Annotated in this window: 18 protein-coding genes; 8 read left to right on the top strand and 10 right to left on the bottom strand. The window is 63.2% G+C overall.

Going from position 1 to position 18053, the window contains the following annotated elements:
* The 4 genes from AB1286_RS24480 to AB1286_RS24495 form a co-directional block, all read right to left on the bottom strand.
* The gene (locus AB1286_RS24480; RefSeq protein WP_430365823.1) at positions 1–1179 is read right to left on the bottom strand and encodes an enolase C-terminal domain-like protein; all 1179 of its coding nucleotides are present in this window, start codon (positions 1177–1179) and stop codon (positions 1–3) included.
* 85 nt (positions 1180–1264) lie between these two features.
* A complete protein-coding gene (locus tag AB1286_RS24485) occupies positions 1265–2869 on the bottom strand; it encodes an efflux transporter outer membrane subunit (RefSeq protein ID WP_430365824.1) in 1605 nt (534 codons plus the stop codon).
* A gap of 13 nt (positions 2870–2882) precedes the next feature.
* Entirely contained in the window at positions 2883–4448 is a 1566-nt protein-coding gene (locus AB1286_RS24490; RefSeq protein WP_430365825.1) for a DHA2 family efflux MFS transporter permease subunit, read from the bottom strand.
* Positions 4449–4464: 16 nt separating this feature from the next.
* Positions 4465–5664 carry an HlyD family secretion protein gene (locus AB1286_RS24495; RefSeq protein ID WP_430365826.1) on the bottom strand — a complete coding sequence of 400 codons (1200 nt, stop codon included), beginning with the start codon at positions 5662–5664 and terminating at the stop codon, positions 4465–4467.
* A gap of 197 nt (positions 5665–5861) precedes the next feature.
* On the opposite strand from AB1286_RS24495, the gene AB1286_RS24500 reads away from it, so the two are divergent.
* From AB1286_RS24500 to AB1286_RS24530, 7 genes are all read left to right on the top strand, one after another.
* On the top strand, positions 5862–6128 hold the full coding sequence (locus AB1286_RS24500; RefSeq protein WP_430365827.1) for a hypothetical protein: 267 nt from the start codon (positions 5862–5864) through the stop codon (positions 6126–6128).
* An 11-nt stretch (positions 6129–6139) separates the two neighbouring features.
* A complete protein-coding gene (gene coxB, locus AB1286_RS24505) occupies positions 6140–7102 on the top strand; it encodes a cytochrome c oxidase subunit II (RefSeq protein WP_430365828.1) in 963 nt (320 codons plus the stop codon).
* Between the two features lie 10 nt (positions 7103–7112).
* On the top strand, positions 7113–9122 hold the full coding sequence (gene ctaD, locus AB1286_RS24510; RefSeq protein ID WP_430365829.1) for a cytochrome c oxidase subunit I: 2010 nt from the start codon (positions 7113–7115) through the stop codon (positions 9120–9122).
* A 1-nt stretch (position 9123) separates the two neighbouring features.
* Positions 9124–9738 (top strand): cytochrome c oxidase subunit 3, encoded by a 615-nt coding sequence (locus AB1286_RS24515; RefSeq protein WP_430365830.1) that lies wholly within the window; start codon positions 9124–9126, stop codon positions 9736–9738.
* A 4-nt stretch (positions 9739–9742) separates the two neighbouring features.
* Positions 9743–10159 (top strand): hypothetical protein, encoded by a 417-nt coding sequence (locus tag AB1286_RS24520; RefSeq protein ID WP_430365831.1) that lies wholly within the window; start codon positions 9743–9745, stop codon positions 10157–10159.
* Between the two features lie 29 nt (positions 10160–10188).
* Positions 10189–11511, top strand: a complete 1323-nt coding sequence (locus tag AB1286_RS24525) for a c-type cytochrome (RefSeq protein ID WP_430365832.1) — start codon at positions 10189–10191, stop codon at positions 11509–11511.
* A 101-nt stretch (positions 11512–11612) separates the two neighbouring features.
* Positions 11613–11960 (top strand): hypothetical protein, encoded by a 348-nt coding sequence (locus AB1286_RS24530; RefSeq protein ID WP_430365833.1) that lies wholly within the window; start codon positions 11613–11615, stop codon positions 11958–11960.
* A 55-nt stretch (positions 11961–12015) separates the two neighbouring features.
* Here the strand turns inward: AB1286_RS24530 and AB1286_RS24535 are convergent, their stop codons facing one another.
* Positions 12016–12540: a PRC-barrel domain-containing protein gene (locus tag AB1286_RS24535; RefSeq protein WP_430365834.1), complete on the bottom strand. Its 525-nt coding sequence runs from the start codon at positions 12538–12540 to the stop codon at positions 12016–12018.
* Between the two features lie 125 nt (positions 12541–12665).
* Positions 12666–12872 carry a hypothetical protein gene (locus AB1286_RS24540; protein ID WP_430365835.1) on the bottom strand — a complete coding sequence of 69 codons (207 nt, stop codon included), beginning with the start codon at positions 12870–12872 and terminating at the stop codon, positions 12666–12668.
* A 155-nt stretch (positions 12873–13027) separates the two neighbouring features.
* Between AB1286_RS24540 and AB1286_RS24545 the strand changes: the two genes are divergently transcribed.
* Positions 13028–13351, top strand: coding sequence for a chemotaxis protein (locus AB1286_RS24545; protein ID WP_430365836.1), 324 nt, complete (start codon positions 13028–13030; stop codon positions 13349–13351).
* Between the two features lie 86 nt (positions 13352–13437).
* Here AB1286_RS24545 and treF read toward each other — a convergent pair whose 3' ends face one another.
* The 4 genes from treF to AB1286_RS24565 all read right to left on the bottom strand — a co-directional run bounded on the left by treF (position 13438) and on the right by AB1286_RS24565 (position 18015).
* Entirely contained in the window at positions 13438–15174 is a 1737-nt protein-coding gene (gene treF / locus AB1286_RS24550; protein WP_430365837.1) for an alpha,alpha-trehalase TreF, read from the bottom strand.
* Positions 15175–15547: 373 nt separating this feature from the next.
* Complete coding sequence (phbB, locus tag AB1286_RS24555; RefSeq protein ID WP_430365838.1) at positions 15548–16291, bottom strand: acetoacetyl-CoA reductase; 744 nt, start codon at positions 16289–16291, stop codon at positions 15548–15550.
* 90 nt (positions 16292–16381) lie between these two features.
* On the bottom strand, positions 16382–16582 hold the full coding sequence (locus AB1286_RS24560) for a hypothetical protein (protein WP_430365839.1): 201 nt from the start codon (positions 16580–16582) through the stop codon (positions 16382–16384).
* Between the two features lie 935 nt (positions 16583–17517).
* Complete coding sequence (locus tag AB1286_RS24565; RefSeq protein ID WP_430365840.1) at positions 17518–18015, bottom strand: PRC-barrel domain-containing protein; 498 nt, start codon at positions 18013–18015, stop codon at positions 17518–17520.
* Between the last annotated feature and the right edge of the window lie 38 nt (positions 18016–18053).

The following is an 18053-nucleotide window of genomic DNA, read 5'->3' on the forward strand; positions in this document are numbered from 1 at the left end:
TCATAAGGCGAAAGGTTCGGCATCGGCTCGCTTGAACTCGAGCCCGCAGCCCGGGCGGGAAAGATCGGGTGCGATCGTGCCGTGTTCGGGCTTCGGCGCACCGTCGAATAGCATCGACTCGATGCGGACATGATCGTGAAACCATTCGATATGCCGCAGGCGCGGCGCTGCCGCGGCCAAATGTCGATGCAAGGCGGGCGCGCAATGCGCGGAGAGCGGCGTATGCCATGCGTCGCAGAGCTGGGCCGCTTGCATGAAACCGCTCACGCCGCCGCAGCGCGAGGCATCGGCTTGCACGACGTCGAGTGCTTGCGCATCGAGCAGGCGGCGAAAGTCGTCGCTCGTGTAGGCGTACTCGCCGGCGGCGATATCCATCGTCACGGGCGCCGCATTGCGCACGCGCCGCATGCCATCCAGATCGTCCGATGAAACGGGCTCCTCGAACCACGCAACGCCTTGCTCGGCGAATTGCTCGGCGCATTGCAGCGCGCCGTTGACCGTCAAGGCGCCGTTCGCGTCGACGAATAGGGCCGCGTTGCCGATCGCCTCGCGAGCCGCGACGACGCGTTGCGGATCGCGCTCGGGATGCGTGCCGATTTTCATCTTCACGGCGGCGCAGCCGTCCACGTCGACCCAATGTGAGAGCTGTTCGCGCAGCTTGGCATCGTCGTAACTCGTGAAGCCGCCGCTGCCGTAGATGGGCACGCGCTCGCGCAGGGTGCCGCCGATGAGCCGCACGAGCGGCACGCCGAGCAGCCGTGCGTTGAGGTCCCACAGGGCGAAGTCCAATGCGGAAATCGCGGTGGCGCATAGGCCGCAGCGGCCGATATTGCGTACGCGCCGCCACAAGCGGTGCGTGAGCGCGCGTACGTTGCCCGCATGCTCGTGCAGCAGCACCTGGGCGAGCGTGTTGCGGATCAGCGCGACGGCGCTGGCATCCGTATAGGTGTAGCCAAGCCCCGTGCAGCCGCCCGCATCGATCTCGACGATGACCAACGTCGTCGATGTCCACTCGAACGTCCCGTCGGCTTCCGGCGAGTCCGTCGGGATCTTGTAGGCATGCGCGCGCACGCTAGCGATCGGCGTGGCATCGAGCGTGTCGCTCGAGACCGATGTGGGGATGCCGAGGCGGGCCTCGGCACGGGGCGAAAGGTGGCCTGAAGCAGACCTCATCGTCATGTGAGTCTTATCGAATAGGAAAGACTAAACGATCGACGTCGATCGTCTACCGCGACATTGCCGGGTGCCGATTGTCGAGCAAGCGCTATGCCGCGGACTGCCATCCCCCGCCCAATGCCTTATATAGCGCGACGAGATCGGTCGCCACTTGCGTTTGCGCTTGTACGAATTGCGCTTGGACTTGCGAGAGTTGCTGCTGGGCGTTCAGTACCGTCAAAAAGCTGACGAAGCCTTTCGCGTAGCGTTCCTTGGCCAGATCGAATGCGCTGCGTTGCGTATCGACCGCCGTTGCGAGCGCATCGCGATGCGAAAGATCGCTGCGATAAACGGCGAGGGCGTTGTCCACGTCGCGCAGCGCGACCAGCACGGCACGGCGATAGGCGAGCGCGGCTTGCGCCTGCTGCGCGTCGGCCACGTGCAAATTGGCCACCAATGCGCCGCCTTCGAAGATCGGCACCGAAATGGCCGGTCCGAACGAATAGAACAAGTGCGACCAGCGCGCTAGATCCGATGCGTTCGTCGCCCGGGTGCCGATTTGTCCAGTCAGCGTAATGTCCGGATAGAACTGCGCGACGGCCACGCCGACGCTCGCCGTCGCGGCGTGCAATTGCGCTTCGGCCTGCCGTATGTCGGGCCGGCGCCGCGCAAGCGTGGACGGCAATCCGATATCGACACGCGCCGGCAGATCGGGCAACGGTGCATGCCGCATCAACTCGGCATCGAGCGCGCCCGGCTCGGCGCCGACGAGCAGCGCCAGACCGTTTGCCGCTTGCGCGATTTGCCCGTCGAACGGCGCCACGTTGGCTTGCGCCTGTGCAAGCGCTGCGCCGGCTTGCTTGACGTCGAGCGTGCTGGCGAGGCCGACGGCCGCTTGGCTCTTCGTCAATTCGAGCGTGTCGCGCGCGTCGCTCGCTAAACGTTCGGCGATGTCGCGCGATGCTTGCGCTCCGCGTAGTTGCAGGTAGGTTTGCGCGACCTCCGCTTCGAGGGAGAGCAGCGCATCGTTGCGGCTTTCGCGGGCCGCATCGACATTGGCCGAGGCAGCTTCCACCGAACGGCGCACGCGGCCGAACAGGTCGAGTTCCCAGGAGGCGTCGAAGCCCGCTTGCCATAAGTTGATCGGCGACGTGAGCTGACCGAGCATATCGCTCGCTCGTTGCTGCAACGCGGGACCCGCGCCCGGTGCAATCGCGTTGACCGGAGAATTGGGCGCACCGAGTTGATCGACGTCGCGATACACGCCGTTCGATTGCAGCAGCCCTTTGAGGCCCAGTTGTTCGCGTTGATAGCTGGCGCTCGCGCGCAAGTTCGGCAGACCTTGCGCCGCGGCCGATTGCATCTGCGTTCGCGCCTCGACGATCCGCAGCACCGCCTGCTGCAAATCGAGGTTGCCGGCGCGTGCACGATCGATCAACGCATCGAGCGTGCTGTCGTGGAAGCTGTGCCACCAGCGCGGATCGGGATCGCTATCGACGGCGACCGTCGGGGCACGCGGGGCGAGCGCCGTGCTCGCCGCGCTTGCCGTATCGGCAGCCTGCGCGCCGGCATGCGTCAAGGCATGCCAGTTTTCGGGCAAATGCGTTTGCGGCGGATGATAGTCGGGGCCCACGGTGCAAGCCGTAAGCGCGCAAGCGATCAAGCAGGGAAGGAGCCGGACGCGCTGCGAAACGATGCGTGCGGAAGTCGACATAAGCCCGCGCATGTCAATGACCTCCCGCGCCGCCGGCCGCTTTCACCGGGGAGAAGAAGAACATGAGCGGCACGCACAAGGCGCAGAGCACGGCGAGCATCGCGAATACGTCGATATAGGCGAGGATCGTCGCCTGCGATACGAACGTCTGATACATGATGCCGTTCGCCGTTTTCAGCGCTTGTGCGTGCGGTTGTCCCGTGAGCCCCGAGATCGTCGCGGCGCGCGCGTTCAACGCATCGGTAAAGTTTTGCGACAGCGGCGTCATATGCGAGGCCAAATGCGCCATGCGCGCCTGTGCGCGCTCGCGAACGAGGGCCGTCGAAACCGAGATGCCGATCGAGCCGGCCACGTTGCGAAACATGGTGAACAGTGCGGAGGCGTCGTTGTTGAGTTCGCGCGGCACGCTTAGGTAGGCCAGCGCCGTCGTCGGTACGAATAGGAACCCGATCGCGATCGACTGTGCGCTGCGCATCATCGTCAGATCCTTGTAGTCGATGTCGGGCGTTAGCCAGTGCGCGTAGGCGAGCGCGGCGGATAGGAGGGCGAATCCGAGTCCGATGAAAAATCGTGTCTCGATGTGCGGCATGAGTTTGCTGATGATCGGGATTTCCAGCGTAATGAGTAAAGCGCCCGGCGACAGGACGAGCCCTGCCAGCGTGGCGGTATAGCCCAGCCGCTGTTGCGCGAGCTGCGGGATCAATACCGCGCTGCCGTAAAGAACGGTGGCGAACGCGCCGATGGCGATGCAGCCGAGCGCGAAATTGCGGTCTCTGAGCGGCGCTAACCTGACTACGGGCTTGCGCGCGTAGACCAGCCATAGGGCGGCACCCGCGAGGCCGAGCACGGCCAGCGCGGCGAACACTTGAATGAAGCGCGAGGAAAACCAATCTTCATCTTCGCCGCGGTCGAGCATGACTTGCAGGCATCCGAGCCCGATCGCGAGCAGACCGATGCCGATGTAATCGATCGAGAGCTTTCCACTATCGGTGCCGGCCCAGGGCGGATCGTCGACGAGTTGTTGTACGCCGAGCGTCGTCAGGACGCCGACCGGTACGTTGAGAAGAAACACCCAGCGCCAAGAGAAGTGGTCGGTGATCCATCCGCCGAGTGTCGGCCCTAATACCGGCGCGACCACGATCGCGATGGCCGAAATCGAAAACGCGCGCGAACGCTGCGCGGGAGGGAACGTATCGAGAATGATCGATTGCTGATTCGGCTGAAGGCCGCCGCCGAAGAAGCCCTGAGCGATACGAAAGACAATGAGTTCGCCGAGGTTCGTCGCTATCCCGCAGAGGAAAGAGCAGACCGTAAACGCCGCGATACAGAGCAGAAAATATCGCTTTCGCCCGAGCAGGCGCGCAAAGAACGCGGAAATGGGCAGCACGATCCCATTGGCGACGAGGTACGACGTGAGCGTCCACGTCGCCTGGTCGTAGCTGGCCGACATCGTGCCGGCGATATGCGGCAGCGCGACGTTGACGATGGTCGTGTCGAGCACTTCCATAAACGCAGCTAATGTCACGACGACGGCGATCAGCCAAGGATTCGCTTTCGGTTGCCAGTTTTCGTTGGGCATCGATCGCTCGCTCGCATTACTTGAGATAGACGGTCGGCTCGACGGATAGGCCGAGCGGTAGGGGATGGCCGGCCGGCATTCCGCTGTCGATGACGATTTTGACGGGCACGCGCTGCACGATCTTCACGAAATTGCCGGTTGCATTTTCAGCGGGGAACGCCGAAAAGCGCGAACCGCTACCTTGCTGAATGCTGTCGACGTGGCCGTGCAATTCAAGCCCCGGGTAAGCATCGACGTCGATCGTGACTTTGTTGCCCGGGCGCATTTGGTCGAGTTGGGATTCCTTGTAATTCGCGGTGACCCAAATTTGCGGCGTGACGATTAAAAAAAGCGACGCGCCCGGTTGTAAGTACGTGCCCAATTGCACGTTGCGACGTGTAATCCATCCGTCGGCGGGCGCACGGACTTCGCACCAGGCGAGATTCAATTGCGCTTGGTCGAGCTGGGCCCGTGCCTGCGCGACTTGTTGACGCCGCTCTTGCACGGCGGCGAACGCTTGCCGAATCTGCTGCGCGACGAGCGATGCGGTAGCGAGTTGAGCCTGCGCTTGTTTGACCGACGCGCGCGCCGACGCTTGCTTCGCGTCGGCCGCGTCGATGTTTTGCTGGGACGTGGCGCGCGTATCCACGTTGTGTTCGCGGTCGTATTCGGCTTGCGCTTGGTGCAGATCCGCGAGCGCCGAGGCCGTTTGCGCTTGCGCTTGCCGATATTCGGCCGGATAGCGCACGCGGGCGATATCGAGCTGAACTTGCGCCGATTGCAATTGTGCGGTGGCGAGGCCGAGTTGCGCCTGCGCTTGTGCGACTTGGGCGCGATATTCGCGCGGATCGATTTCGATGAGCAATTGCCCCTTGCGAACGTAGACATTGTCGTTGACCTCGAGCTTCACGACATATCCCGCTACTTTTGGGGCAATCGTGACGGCATTGCCGTCGGTATAGGCGTCGTCGGTGCTTTCCTGATTGCGCGTCATGAACCACCAGACAAATGCGACGATCACAAGCAATACGACGATGACGGCCAAAGTGATCAACGGTTTTTTACTGCGCGGTTTGCGATCCTTTTGATCGTCGTCGCCGTGCTTCCCGTTGTCTTTGCCTTCATTTCGATCGTCGTCGCGGTCGTCGCGCTCTTTGTCGTGGGTCGCTTCATTGCCGCCGTCGTGCGAGCGCGCGGCGCGCGAATCGTCGCGCTGGGATTCGTCGGTTTCGGACATGAGAGGGTCGCTAACTCGGAACTCCTCGTCCGTATGCAATCGGCGTTCCTGTCGACTAGGCGCGCGCCACCAATCGATGCGCACTTTCTCGACTTTCCTCGGTTCATGCGGCGCACGTAGCGCCGGTCGAGCGATGTCGCGCCTGGCATGCGGTTTGCGCCTTCACCCTCGGTTCCCAGCATTGAGGAGGGCATGTCATGTCGAACGCAACCAAGCCGGATACCAGCAATCATGAGGAAAAGCGGATCGATCACGGAGTGGATGAGACGTTTCCCGCCAGCGATCCGCCGGCCGTCGGCGGGGCGACGCGAATCGATCCGGACAAGTCGCCCAAGCCCGGCGAGGGCGGCTCGAGCGAAGACGGTGGAGGCAGCGACGATACGCCCCCCGGAAAAGCAAGCGCGGGCCGAAAGCCGAATCCCACCGGAGACAGCGATAACGGCTTAACCGGAATTGCCGGATGAGTCCACGCTGAATGAGCGCCGCACCGCTCCAGTACCTGCTGCACGCGGCGGGCCCCGCATCGGCGCCCGCCTATCGGCTCGGCTGGGCGCTCATTGCGCTCGTCATGGCGGTGATCGTCGTCATCGCCGCGTTGTTGCTAGGGGGGCTGATGCGACGCCGCGAGCCGCCGCCGTCCGGCGCGCGTGCCGCGCTGCCGCCCGATTCGGGCGGTCTGCATTGGATCGTGATCGGGACCGGCATCTCGACGGTTGCGCTCTTCGGCGCCCTCGTGGCGGCAATGGTCACGCTGGAGTCGGTGGCTTCTCCGCCGCGCGAGCCGGGATTGACGATCGATGTGACGGCCTACGACTGGTGGTGGAAGATCGACTACCCCGATGCGCTCGATCCGTCGCGTTCGTTCGTCACGGCCAACGAGATTCACATTCCCGTCGGCGTGCCGGTTCGCGTCGAACTGCGCAGCGCCGATGTCATTCATACCTTCTGGGCGCCGAAGCTCGCGGGCAAAACCGAAATGATCCCGGGTCAAACTAACGTGCAGTGGATCGAGGCCGATGCGCCGGGGATCTATCGCGGTCAATGCTCGCAATTTTGCGGATCGCAGCATGCGCATATGGCGTTCGAAGTCGTTGCCGAGCCGCAGGCCCGATTCGACGCATGGCGCGATGCGCAACGTCGCGGCGCGCAAGCGGCGAATGCGCCCGGCGTGCGCAGCGGCCAGCGCATCTTCGCCGACCGCTGCGCCGGATGCCATGCGGTGCGCGGGACATCGGCGGCCGGCATGCAGGCGCCCGATCTGACGCATCTCGCTTCACGTCGTTTGATCGCAGCGGGACAGATGACGAATACGCCCGAGCATCGGCTCGATTGGATCGCGCATGCGCAGCGTATCAAGCCCGATTCCCTGATGCCGTCGATTGCGTTGTCCGCCTCCGACGCGGTGGCGCTCGATGCTTACCTTTCCACCTTGCAGTGAGCCCCGAACGATGTCGCGTACGCCTATCTCCGCATTGCCCGGCGATCCTCCCGGAACGGTTCGCCTCGAACGTCCGTTGCGGCGCGGCCGGCTCAGCGAGCAGGACAAGGCACGGCTCCTCGAGATATGGGAGACGCGGCCCGGCTGGCGCGGCTGGCTATCCACCGTCGATCACAAGACGATCGGTCTGCGCTACCTCGTCACGGCGTTTGTATTTCTCGTGATGGGCGGTGTCGAGGCGCTGATCATGCGCATCCAACTCGCGCGGCCGAACGCGCACGTGCTCACGCCGGAGCAATACGATCAGCTCTTCACGATGCACGGCGTGACGATGATCTTTCTTTACGCCTTGCCCGTCCTGTCGGGGTTTTCCAATTACCTGTGGCCGTTGGTGCTGGGCGGACGCGATATGGCGTTTCCGCGGCTCAATGCGCTGTCCTACTGGGTATTCCTCTTCGCCGGCATCTTTCTGTATGCGAGTTTTCCGCTGGGCCAAGGTGCCGATGCAGGCTGGTTCAACTACGTGCCGCTTTCGAGTCTCACGTACGACCCGGGGCCGAACATCGATGTCTACGCACTCGGGATGATTTTATTGGGCGTGTCGACGACGGTCGGCGCCGCGAATTTCGTCGTCACATTGTTGCGCATGCGTGCCGTCGGGATGTCGATCGATCGCATCCCCGTGCTCGTCTGGGGCACGCTGACGATTTCCGCCGGCAACCTATTCGCGGTGCCGTCGGTCAGCTTGGCCTTTCTGCTGTTATGGCTCGATCGCCGTATCGGCACGCATTTCTTCGACGTGATCGGCGGCGGCGGTCGCGCGCTGCTTTGGCAGCATCTGTTTTGGGTGTTCGCTCACCCATGGGTGTATGTCGTCGTTCTGCCGGCGATGGGCATCGTCTCCGATGCGCTGCCGGTGTTTTGCCGGCGCCCGCTTGTGGGCTACGGACCCGTGGCGATCTCGACGGTGGCGACGATGGTGGTCGGCTTCGTCGTCTGGATTCACCATATGTTTGCGACGGGAATCGCGCCGCTCGCGCTGGCGTTTTTCGGCTCCGCCAGCATGATCATTTCGATCCCGAGCGCGGTCGCAACCTTCGCTTGGATCGCGACGATCTGGCTTGGGCGCCCCGTCTGGCGCGTGCCGTTCTTCTTTTTCGCGGGATTCGTGCTGCTGTTCGTCATCGGCGGCGTCTCGGGCGTGATGACGGCCGCGGTGCCGCTCGATTGGCAATTGACCGATACGTATTTTGTCGTCGCTCACCTGCATTACGTGCTTATCGGCATCAACGTGTTTCCCGTCGTCGGGGGCACCTATTTCTGGTTCCCGAAATTCACGGGCCGCATGATGAGCGAGCGGCTCGGCAGAGTTGCGTTTTGGTCGATGTTCGTCGGCTTCAACCTCGGCTTTTTCCCGATGCACATTGCCGGTCTGCTGGGCATGCCGCGCAGGATCTATACCTACGCGCCCGACATGGGATGGAATACGGTCAACATGCTGTCCTCGATCGGCTCGTTCGTATTTGCGTTCGGGATCCTCGTGTTCCTCGTCGACGTTGTCTATAGCCTGAAGCGCGGGCCGCTTGCCGGCAACAATCCTTGGGATGCGCCGTCGCTCGAATGGTCGGTATCGTCGCCGCCGCCGCCCTACAACTTCGCCGAGTTGCCGATCGTGGCGAGCCGCCATCCGCTATGGGAAGCGCGTATGCAAGAGGAGGCCGACAAACCCGTCGAGACGCGATCCCACCTCGATGAAGGCTATCTGCTCATGCAGGGGCGCGAAGCATTGGGGACCACGGCGCTCAGCGGCAAGCCTTATGTGATCTTGAAGATGCCCGAGGATTCCTATGCGCCGTTTTGCTTGGGATTGTTTTCCGCGCTGCTTTTCGCCGCGCTCGCGGTTAAGTGGTGGGGCGCGGCGCTGGCGATGACGCTCGCGTGCGGCTTCGCGATCGCCGTGTGGCTCTGGCCCAGACGCGCGCTGGTCCAACGCGAGCCGATGCCGGTGGAGGAGCGCTGAGATGAGCGACGACGCCCAAGCCGTGCTGCTGCATCCGGCCGACGCATTGCCCGTGGGCAGTGCGGGCGAGCGTGCGAGCGGTCTGCTCGGCTGCCTTATGCTCATCGCCACGGAAGCTTCGTTGTTCGGGTATCTGATCTTTACGTATCTGTATTTGGCCGTGCAGCAGACCGTGCACTGGCCGCCCGAGGGATTGCCTCGGCTGGGACTGTCGTCGGTCAACACGGTCATCCTCCTATCGAGCAGCGTGTTTGCGTGGCTATGCGAACGATTCGTTCGCGCTCGGCGCCCGCGCTGGGGGGCGGCGTCGATGGCGGCGGCCGTGGTGCTCGGCATCGTCTTCGTCGGCATTCAATTGCACGAGTGGCACGACCATCCGTACGGCCCGACGTCGAACCTCTACGGCTCCCTGTATTTCACGATCACGGCCTTTCATATGGCTCACGTGATCGTCGGCATCGTCGTGCTCGTCCTGCTCGGAGGGTGGACCGCGCTCGGCTACTTCGACGAAAGACGCCATGCCGCGCTGACGATCGGCAGTCTGTATTGGCACTTCGTCGATGTCGTGTGGCTGTTCATCTTCACGACGCTGTATTTGACGCCCTATTGGTTCTAGCGAAATGGAAACGAATCGCGCGGGCCATGGCGAGCCCGTTTCGGTACTGGCGCTAACGATCGGCGTGTTGGCGACGCCGGCCGCGTGGCTATTTCAAATCTGCGCGGGCGAGACGGCTGTCTCCTACGCCTGCTTCCCGCACGACATGCCGTTGCGTATCCCGTTGGCTCCGGCCGTGGGGTGGGGCGTCGTCGGCATGAGCGGTGCGATGTTGATCGTCGGTGTCTTCGGTACAGGGCTCGCTTGGCGCAATTGGCGGCGGCTGAGATGGGCGCAGCGGCGCCAAACGAGCGGATCGACCGACACGAAAGTGGAGGGCGAAGCATTCGTCGCGCGCGTGGGCTTGATGGCGAGCGTGCTGTTTTTGTTTGCGCTCGTGGCGACCGATATCGCCACCGCACTTGTCTCCGCTTGCGCGTGAGGCGAGAGATCGACAACGAGGGGGATAGGGTGTTCGGTTCGAGCGTTCGTTTGCTTCGATGCGGCTTCGCCTTCTGCGCCTTGGCCTTGGCACTTGGCGTCGGGCCGACGTGCCGCGCCGACGAGGCGGCCGACGCGGCGCTCGTGGCGAAGGGCGCATATCTCGCGAAGCTCGGCGATTGCGCGGGCTGTCACACCGATGCGCCGGCAGGGCAGCCGCCCAAACCTTCGCCGCCGTTTGCGGGCGGGCTGCCGATGGGCTCGCCGTTCGGCACGATTTGGACGAGCAACATCACGCCGGACCCCGTCTATGGGATCGGCCGGTTCACCTACGAGGACTTCGAGCGCGCGGTACGCGACGGCATCGCACCGGGCGGAAAATATTTGTACCCCGCGATGCCGTTCCCTTCGTTCTCGAAGATCAGCGACGACGACATGCATGCGCTATACGCCTACTTCATGCATGGCGTTACGCCCGTCGCCGCGCCGGTGCCGAAAACGAAGTTGCCGTTTCCGTTCAATCAACGCTTTGGGCTGGCTGCGTGGGACGAACTCTTCGCCCCGCACGAACGCTTTTCGCCGCGCAGCGATCGAAGCGTCGAGTGGAACCGAGGGGCGTATCTCGTGCAGGGGTTGGGGCACTGCGGCGCGTGTCATACGCCGCGGGGTCCCGCGTTTGAGGAGAGGGGGCTCAGCGACGGCGACCGGCTCTATTTGACGGGCGGGACGAACGACAATTGGTACGCCCCGAATCTCACGGGCGATCCCGATTCGGGGCTAGGCGGTTTGTCCGCCGACGATCTCGCCGCCTTTTTGAAGCACGGTCACGGCGGTTCGCTGAGTGCGTTCGGCAGCATGGTCGAGGTGGTCGAAGACAGCGGCCAATATATGACCGATGACGATTTGCGCGCCATCGCAACGTATTTGAAATCGCTGCCGCCTCGCGAAAAGAGCGGTCACGTGGATACGGGCGCCGCGCGAGCGGATGCCACTGTGAACGTTTTACGCACCGGTTCCATCGAGTATCCGGGCGCGGGTCTCTACAACGCGTTTTGTGCCCGCTGCCATCACGCCGACGGCCGCGGCGAACCGGGGAAATATCCGCGGCTCGCCGGCAACCCGATCGTCGTGGCGCCGGATTCGACCTCGCTGATCCGCTTGCTCATAGACGGCAGCCGCAGTCCCGAAACCATCGGTGGGCCTAAGCCCGAGCGCATGCCTTCGTTCATCGGCAAGCTAGGCGATACGGAGATGGCGCGGGTCCTGACGTTCGTTCGCAATGCCTGGGGTAACGAGGCGCAGCCGGTCGCGCCGAGCGAAGTGCAAGCGTTGCGTAAGAAGCTGCGGCGCTAAATCAGGCGAGGCATGCGCATTGCGATGCATACAACTCCTGCGCCGAGCGTCAGGCGGCGCGCCGGGCCGCAATGGCCGTTGTATTTAAAGGAGGTGATTCCATGAAATCGAGCATCGCGTATCGGGCACTTATCGCATCGGCCTTAACGGTGGGGCTGACCGTAGTTGCGGCCCCCTCGTTCGGGCAGCAATCGAACGGGAGCGGCGGCACCGGAAGCGGCGGCAACTCGAACGGGCCCGGTACGCCCGGCATGCAGCAGCCGTCCGGAAGCGAGGGCGCCGCCGGTGCCACCGGCGCTTCGGCAATGCCTCCCGGCACCATGGCATCGCCCACGACAAGCGGGGCGCCGCAACCGAAGCATAAGTACAAGAAGCATCACCGCCGCCATCATCACCACGGCGCGAGCGGGGCGAGCAACCCGGAAGAGGCTTCGTCGACGAAACCTTGACTGCTACGGATCGTCGGGATGGCGGCCGCCCTCGTGCGAGGGCGGCCGCCGCTTCTTATAGCTTCACGCCGCCTGCTTCGGGGGCGTCAGGATCGAGATCGTCGCGGGCGACGTCGTAGTCCGCTTCGTACTCGTCATCGGCGCCTAGACTGCGCCAATACGGTTCGCGCCCATAGTATTGGTGGATCGACGTAGCCCAAGTGGCGTCGGCCATCGACGGCCAGTGCTGCTTGTCGAAACCCGGCGCATTTTGGATGCGCTCGGACGAGAGCGATACAAGGAGGCATTTGCGCGTCGTATCGAGCGTCAACGCGTTCCAAGGAATCGCGAGCAGCTTGTCGCCGATGCCGAGGAAGCCGCCGCAAGACATGACGACATAGGCGATTCGCCCGCCCTGGACGTCGAGCATGATCTCCTTGACCTTGCCGATTTCCTCGCCGTCCGTGCTGAGGATCTTGTCGCCGTCCAGCGTGCCGGCGGCCATGACGTCCGGACCCGGGCCGGACGCAGTTTCGTTGCCTTTGCCGACGATGCGTGCGCCTTGAGAGACGCCCGTAGTCGAAGTGCTTTGGGTGCGCATAGCGTATCTCCTATCCGATGCGATGCGGTTAAACGAGGGTTGCGGCGACTGTCGATTCATCCCGTCGTCGCGTTTGAGGCAAACCGTAAGCAAGCAACGGACGTTCCACGGCGGTGTTTCGCCCGTCAGCGGCTCTTGCCGCCGCCGTCCATTCCCGACCCCGTGCGCCAGGCCGCTTTGCCCGCTTCCGACAGCTCGCCGCTGCTATGCGTTTCGTCCGCTTCCGTGCCGTCTACGGCCATGTCGCCGCCAGGCTGCTCCAAGGAGCGCGGCTTTTCCCCCTTTCGCGCGGCGACGCGTTCGTCCTGCGACTTCCCGGCATGAATAGTCATCATCGTTCTCCTTCGAAATCGACGCACCGAGCGGTGCTTCAACTGAAGCACGCATCGGCCGTGCCGGGCCTTTGGGGGGGCGGCAATAGGGGGGCGTGGGCGCGCGCGTTGCTTGCTCGATGACTAGCGAAATGACTAATCGAAGGGAGGTCGTTATGAGTACGCTGGATCCCGACAATTTTCCGGTAAGCGGCGATGGCGAGGCGAGCGGGCGCGAAACGGGGGCTTTGGGGCCAAGCGATTCGTCCGACAGCGGGAGCGACATCGCGGGGGCGAAGCGTCACGAATTCGATAAGGACACCGAACTAGACGAGCATGCGCTCGAACTCGGCGACGCCGAACTCGCAAGCGATACCGATCGCGCGGGCACCGGTGAGCGCGCGTCGGCCGACGGCGACTCGACGCTGATCGAAGATGCCGATATCGAGCCGGATCACATCGAGACGCCCGATGTGCCCGACGCGGATCTAGAACCATAAACTGAGCCGAACGACGCGTGCCTTCGACATCAGCGCGCGAGATCGCCGGCGACGCTGCCTAATCTAGCGCGGCGCCCGCCGGCATTTCATTGCGCGGCGCTTGCCTTGTTCGCGGCCGCGGGAATCGCGTGGTCGACGTCGACGGCCCGCGGATACAGCACCAGTAGCGCCCTCAACACGCCGTTGGTCCACCCGAATCCATCTTGGAGCGGATACTCGCCGCCGCCCGCCGCTTCGTGCCCGGTATTGCGGCCAATGTCGTATTTTTCCACCAGCCTCCCTGTTCGGACGTAATAGTCGACGTTCGTTCGAATCCAGCGCGTCGCGATGGTATGCGCAAGCGCGGTTTCCCCGTAGCGGCGCAGACCGATCACCGCGAGGTATTGCAACGGCGCCCAGCCGTTCGGTTCATCCCATTGCTGGCCCGTTGCGACTTCGGTCGTGGCTAGGCCGCCGGGCCGCAGCAGGTCTCGCTTGATCGACTGCGCCACGGCGCTCGCCTGTTGCTTCGATGCCAGGCCCGCAAACAACGGGTAGACGGTCGCCGCCGTCAGCCGGTCGCGCAGCTTGCCGCGCGCGAAATCGTAATCGGCGAAGGCGCCGATGCGTGGGTCCCAGAGCCAATGGCGGATCGCTTCGGCGCGCGCCGAAGCGCGCGCATTGAAATTCTCCGCGCGCGAGGCGTCGCCCTGGAGTCGATAGGCCTTCGCCAACGTCCGCTCGAGCCCGTAGAGCAGCGAATTGAGATCGACGGGGATCAACGAGGTGACGTCGATGGTCGCGAGCGTTCGGTTATCGGAGAACCAGCGCGAACTGAAATCCCATCCGGTTTCTCCGCCTGCCCGCAGATCCCGCCAAAGCCCCAGCGCGTCGCGCTGGGGCATCGAGCGCGCGGTCGACACATCCTCGCGATACGATTCGTCGCGCGGCGCCGCGCGCTCGTCCCAGTAACGATTGAGTACGCTGCCGTCCGTCAGCCGCACTACGTGGCGGCTCGCCTGTCCCGGCCCCAGGGCCGCCGCGCCCTTCATCCAGTAGTCGTACTCCGCTTTCAGTTCGGGCAGATATTGCAGATAGACGCTGTCGCCGTCGTGCTCGGCGAGCAGTCCCACCATCTGCGAAAAGAACGGCGGCTGCGAGCGGCTTAGATAGTAGGTGCGATTGCCGTTGGGAATATGGCCGTAACGGTCGATCAGCGCGGCGAAGTTCTTTAGTTCGTCGTCGGCGAGATCGTGCCGGCCGCTCGCCACGAGGCCGAGCATGATGAAATACGAGTCCCAGTAATAGACCTCGTTGAAGCGGCCGCCCGGCACCACATAGGGCGCAGGCAGCGGCAAGAGGGACGACCATGGGTTCGGCGCCGCGTCGGGTGCGCGGCTCAGGACATCCCAGAGCGTATCGATATGCTGCACGACTGTTTGCTTGGGGTCCGAGACGTACGGCCGCGCTTCGTGGGAGGGCATATCGAAATGCGCCGCGACGAACTTGCGCAGGTCGAAGCCCGGTTGCTCGCGCGCCGTGCGGTACTCGGCGACGATGCGCTCGGGCGACGCCTTCGGGATCATGTCGGCGAACGTTTTGCTGTCTGCGAATATATGCGCGAGTTCGACGTCTCGGTAAAGATCGCCGAGGCTTTCGGACGGTGGCGAGGGGATGCCTGCAACGGTCGAAGCGGGCGAACGCGGCGTGGCCTCGATCACCGGTTGCGCCGGCTCGCTTGCCGCTACCGAGTCGATCGGCGCGAACGCCGGTTTGGCGACGCAGTAGCCGGCGGCAAACAGGAGGACGGCGGCCAGCGCGGCACGCGCAGAGGCAAATTGCATAGGGTGGATCCTTTCTTGTTGGATATATCGTTGCCAATGCCGCGCGGCTGGGCAGAACGCTACCGGCGGCCCGCTCCGCGGGTCGACGCGGGCGGCGCCGCAAGGCACATGCCGAGGCCCATGCAAGCCGATTTCTTTTGCATAGGCAAAGCGATGCCGGGTTGGGGTGGTTCGACGCGAGGGGCCCCGCTCGAACCCTATGCCGATTATGACCGCGCCGCACGCGGAACATTTCCGGCGTGCGGCGCGGGAGACGCGAACCGGTTGCGAGGCGAGAGGCGTGCCGGTTGGCCTGGGCGGGCGTGGCGGACTAAGTCGCGCGCCGCCGTATATAACGTATGTCGTTCCGGCTGGGCCGGTTATAGACTATCGGTTATTGCAAGTGCTGGCCGCCGTTGATCGAGATGTTGGCGCCGGTGACGAAGGCAGCCTCGTGCGAGCACAAGTAGGCGACGAGCGCCGCGACTTCGTCGGGCTGCCCGAGCCGGCCGACGGGAATCTCCGGCAAGATTTTCGATTGCATGATCTCGTCGGGGACGGCCGTCACCATGCGCGTGGCGATGAAGCCGGGGGACACCGTGTTGACCGTGACGCCTTTGCGGGCGACTTCGAGCGCGAGCGACTTCGTGAAGCCGTGCATACCCGCTTTGGCTGCCGCGTAGTTCGTTTGCCCGAATCCGCCCTTGCAGCCGATGACCGATGAAATATTGACGATGCGTCCCCAACCGCGCGTCGTCATCTCCTCGTACCACTGCTTCGTCATGTTGAAGACGGAATCGAGGTTCGTGCGCAGGACCGCGTCCCATCCTCCCTTCTCTAGCTTCTTGAAGCTCGAATCGCGCGTGATGCCGGCGTTGTTGACGAGGATGTCGATCGGGCCGATCTCGGCCTTGATCTGAGCCGCGCACCGCTCGCAAGAATCGAAATCCGCGACGTCGACGGGATAGGCACGAAATTGCCGGCCCGCCCCTTCCATCTTTGCCAGCCAATCGTCGGCGCCGGTATTGCTTGGCGAATAGGTGACGACGACGGCATGACCGACATCGTGCAACCTAATGCTGATCGCTTCGCCGATGCCACCCATGCCGCCGGTTACGAGGGCAATTCTTTTTGTCATCTTCGGTTCTCCTTCGATGAGCGTTTGACGAAGTGAAACGTAAGGCGGCGAGATGCCGTCTCGCCGCGTTGCCCCGGCCCCCTCCCGCCGTTACCGCAAGCGCGAGCAGGCTTCGAGAATCGAGTTTCCGTTTTCGGTAATGCGCGGACGCGGCATTCCGATGTCTTCCGTCGGCTGCTCGAGCGCGATCAAGTGACGCTCGAGCAACGTGCTCAGCTCGGCGCGGTCGCCGATTTGTTCGGGCGCATCCCTAACCAGCATCAAGGTGGCGAGTTCGTGTGGGCTCAGCATGCTGCTCTCCAATGGAACAAAGATAGTCGATCGATCTCTAGATCAGTAGGGGGACAGTGGTACCGGTTGCGCCGGTTGTCCCGTATCAATGACTTCGTCGACGAAAAGCGCTGAGTAAAACCGGAACGAATCCCGGTTGATAAAAGATATGCAATGGGCGATCGGAATGGCTATTCATATGACGCTATAAAACGTTTTCGAAGAATAATTGTTATATGAAGCAAAAGGTACTAATTACCCGCCGCAGGCACGCATCCTGCATTGATTCGGTAATTGTTTCGAATACCCGACAGATTAGATGAAGTCAGGCTCGATTCGTGGTTGGCGCAATACTAATACCGTCGTCGACGCTTCGCAATATGGAAGAACCACCTTTGTCTACCGCCCCATTTGTTTTGATGGGTTTGAGTGACTTTCTTCCTTTTCATTGGCTTTCGGAAATGTTCGGTTACCGTTAATGCGAATCGATTTAATTCGTCCGTCACAATCCGATGGACGCACTCGTACCGAAACGTTCGGTTTTCGGACGGCGCACTTTATTCGCGACGCATCGTATGCCGTATGGGTGCTGCGAGGCAGCGATCGCCGGGCGGGAGCGGCGGGCGGGCGCGCGGGTCGGGCAGCGGCCCAATCCTTGCTGCCGCGCAACTAACGGCGGCGCGGGCTAGCCGCGCCCGATCACGGAGGACCTGCCCATGCAAGAAAGCCACGAACCGAAGAATCCTGGCGACGAAGCGCCGCCCGATGCACCTGGTGTCGGCGAGAGCCCTTGCCGCGTTTGCCGGGGCACCGGCTTGGTCGAAGGGCAGCCTTGTACGATCTGCGGAGGTACGGGGCGCGTGCTACAGGGAATCGGCGGAGGTTAAGGCAAGCCGTCATAGCCGCGGCGCCGGCGTGTGTTTCAGTTTGCAGCCGGCGCCGCGCTTTAGAGCACGTTAATGATGATCGCTGCGTCGCGGCGCGGTACCCGAGGCGACCCCCGTAGTCTCGACCCGTTCCATATTCGAGTCCCAATAGGGCGAGCTTCCGTAGTAAGTGTGCAACTCGCTGGCCCAAGCGACGTCGGCCATGGCGGGCCAATGATCCTTGTCGAAGCCCGGTGCGTTCTTAACCGTCTCGCTCGTCACCGAAAGCAGGAAGCACTTGCGGTCGGTGTCTAGCGTCAGCGCGCTCCAAGGAATGGCGAGCAGCTTGTCGCCGATGCCGAGGAAGCCGCCGCTGGACATCACGGCGTACGCGATACGTCCGGTGTAGACGTCGAGCATGATCTCTTTGATCTTGCCGACATCCTCGCCGTCGGAACTCATGACCTTGTCGCCGTCGAGGGTGCTTGCCGCCATGACGTACGGTCCTGGACCTTCTGCCGTTTCGCTGCCTTTACCGACGATTCGGGTTTCGCCGCGGCTGCCGATGGGATCCGGTGAAATGCTCATGGTGTGCTCCTTTGATGAGGGTCTACGACTCTGTGGCT

The sequence above is a fragment of the Trinickia sp. NRRL B-1857 genome (assembly GCF_050470685.1).
Taxonomy (GTDB): Bacteria; Pseudomonadota; Gammaproteobacteria; order Burkholderiales; family Burkholderiaceae; genus Trinickia.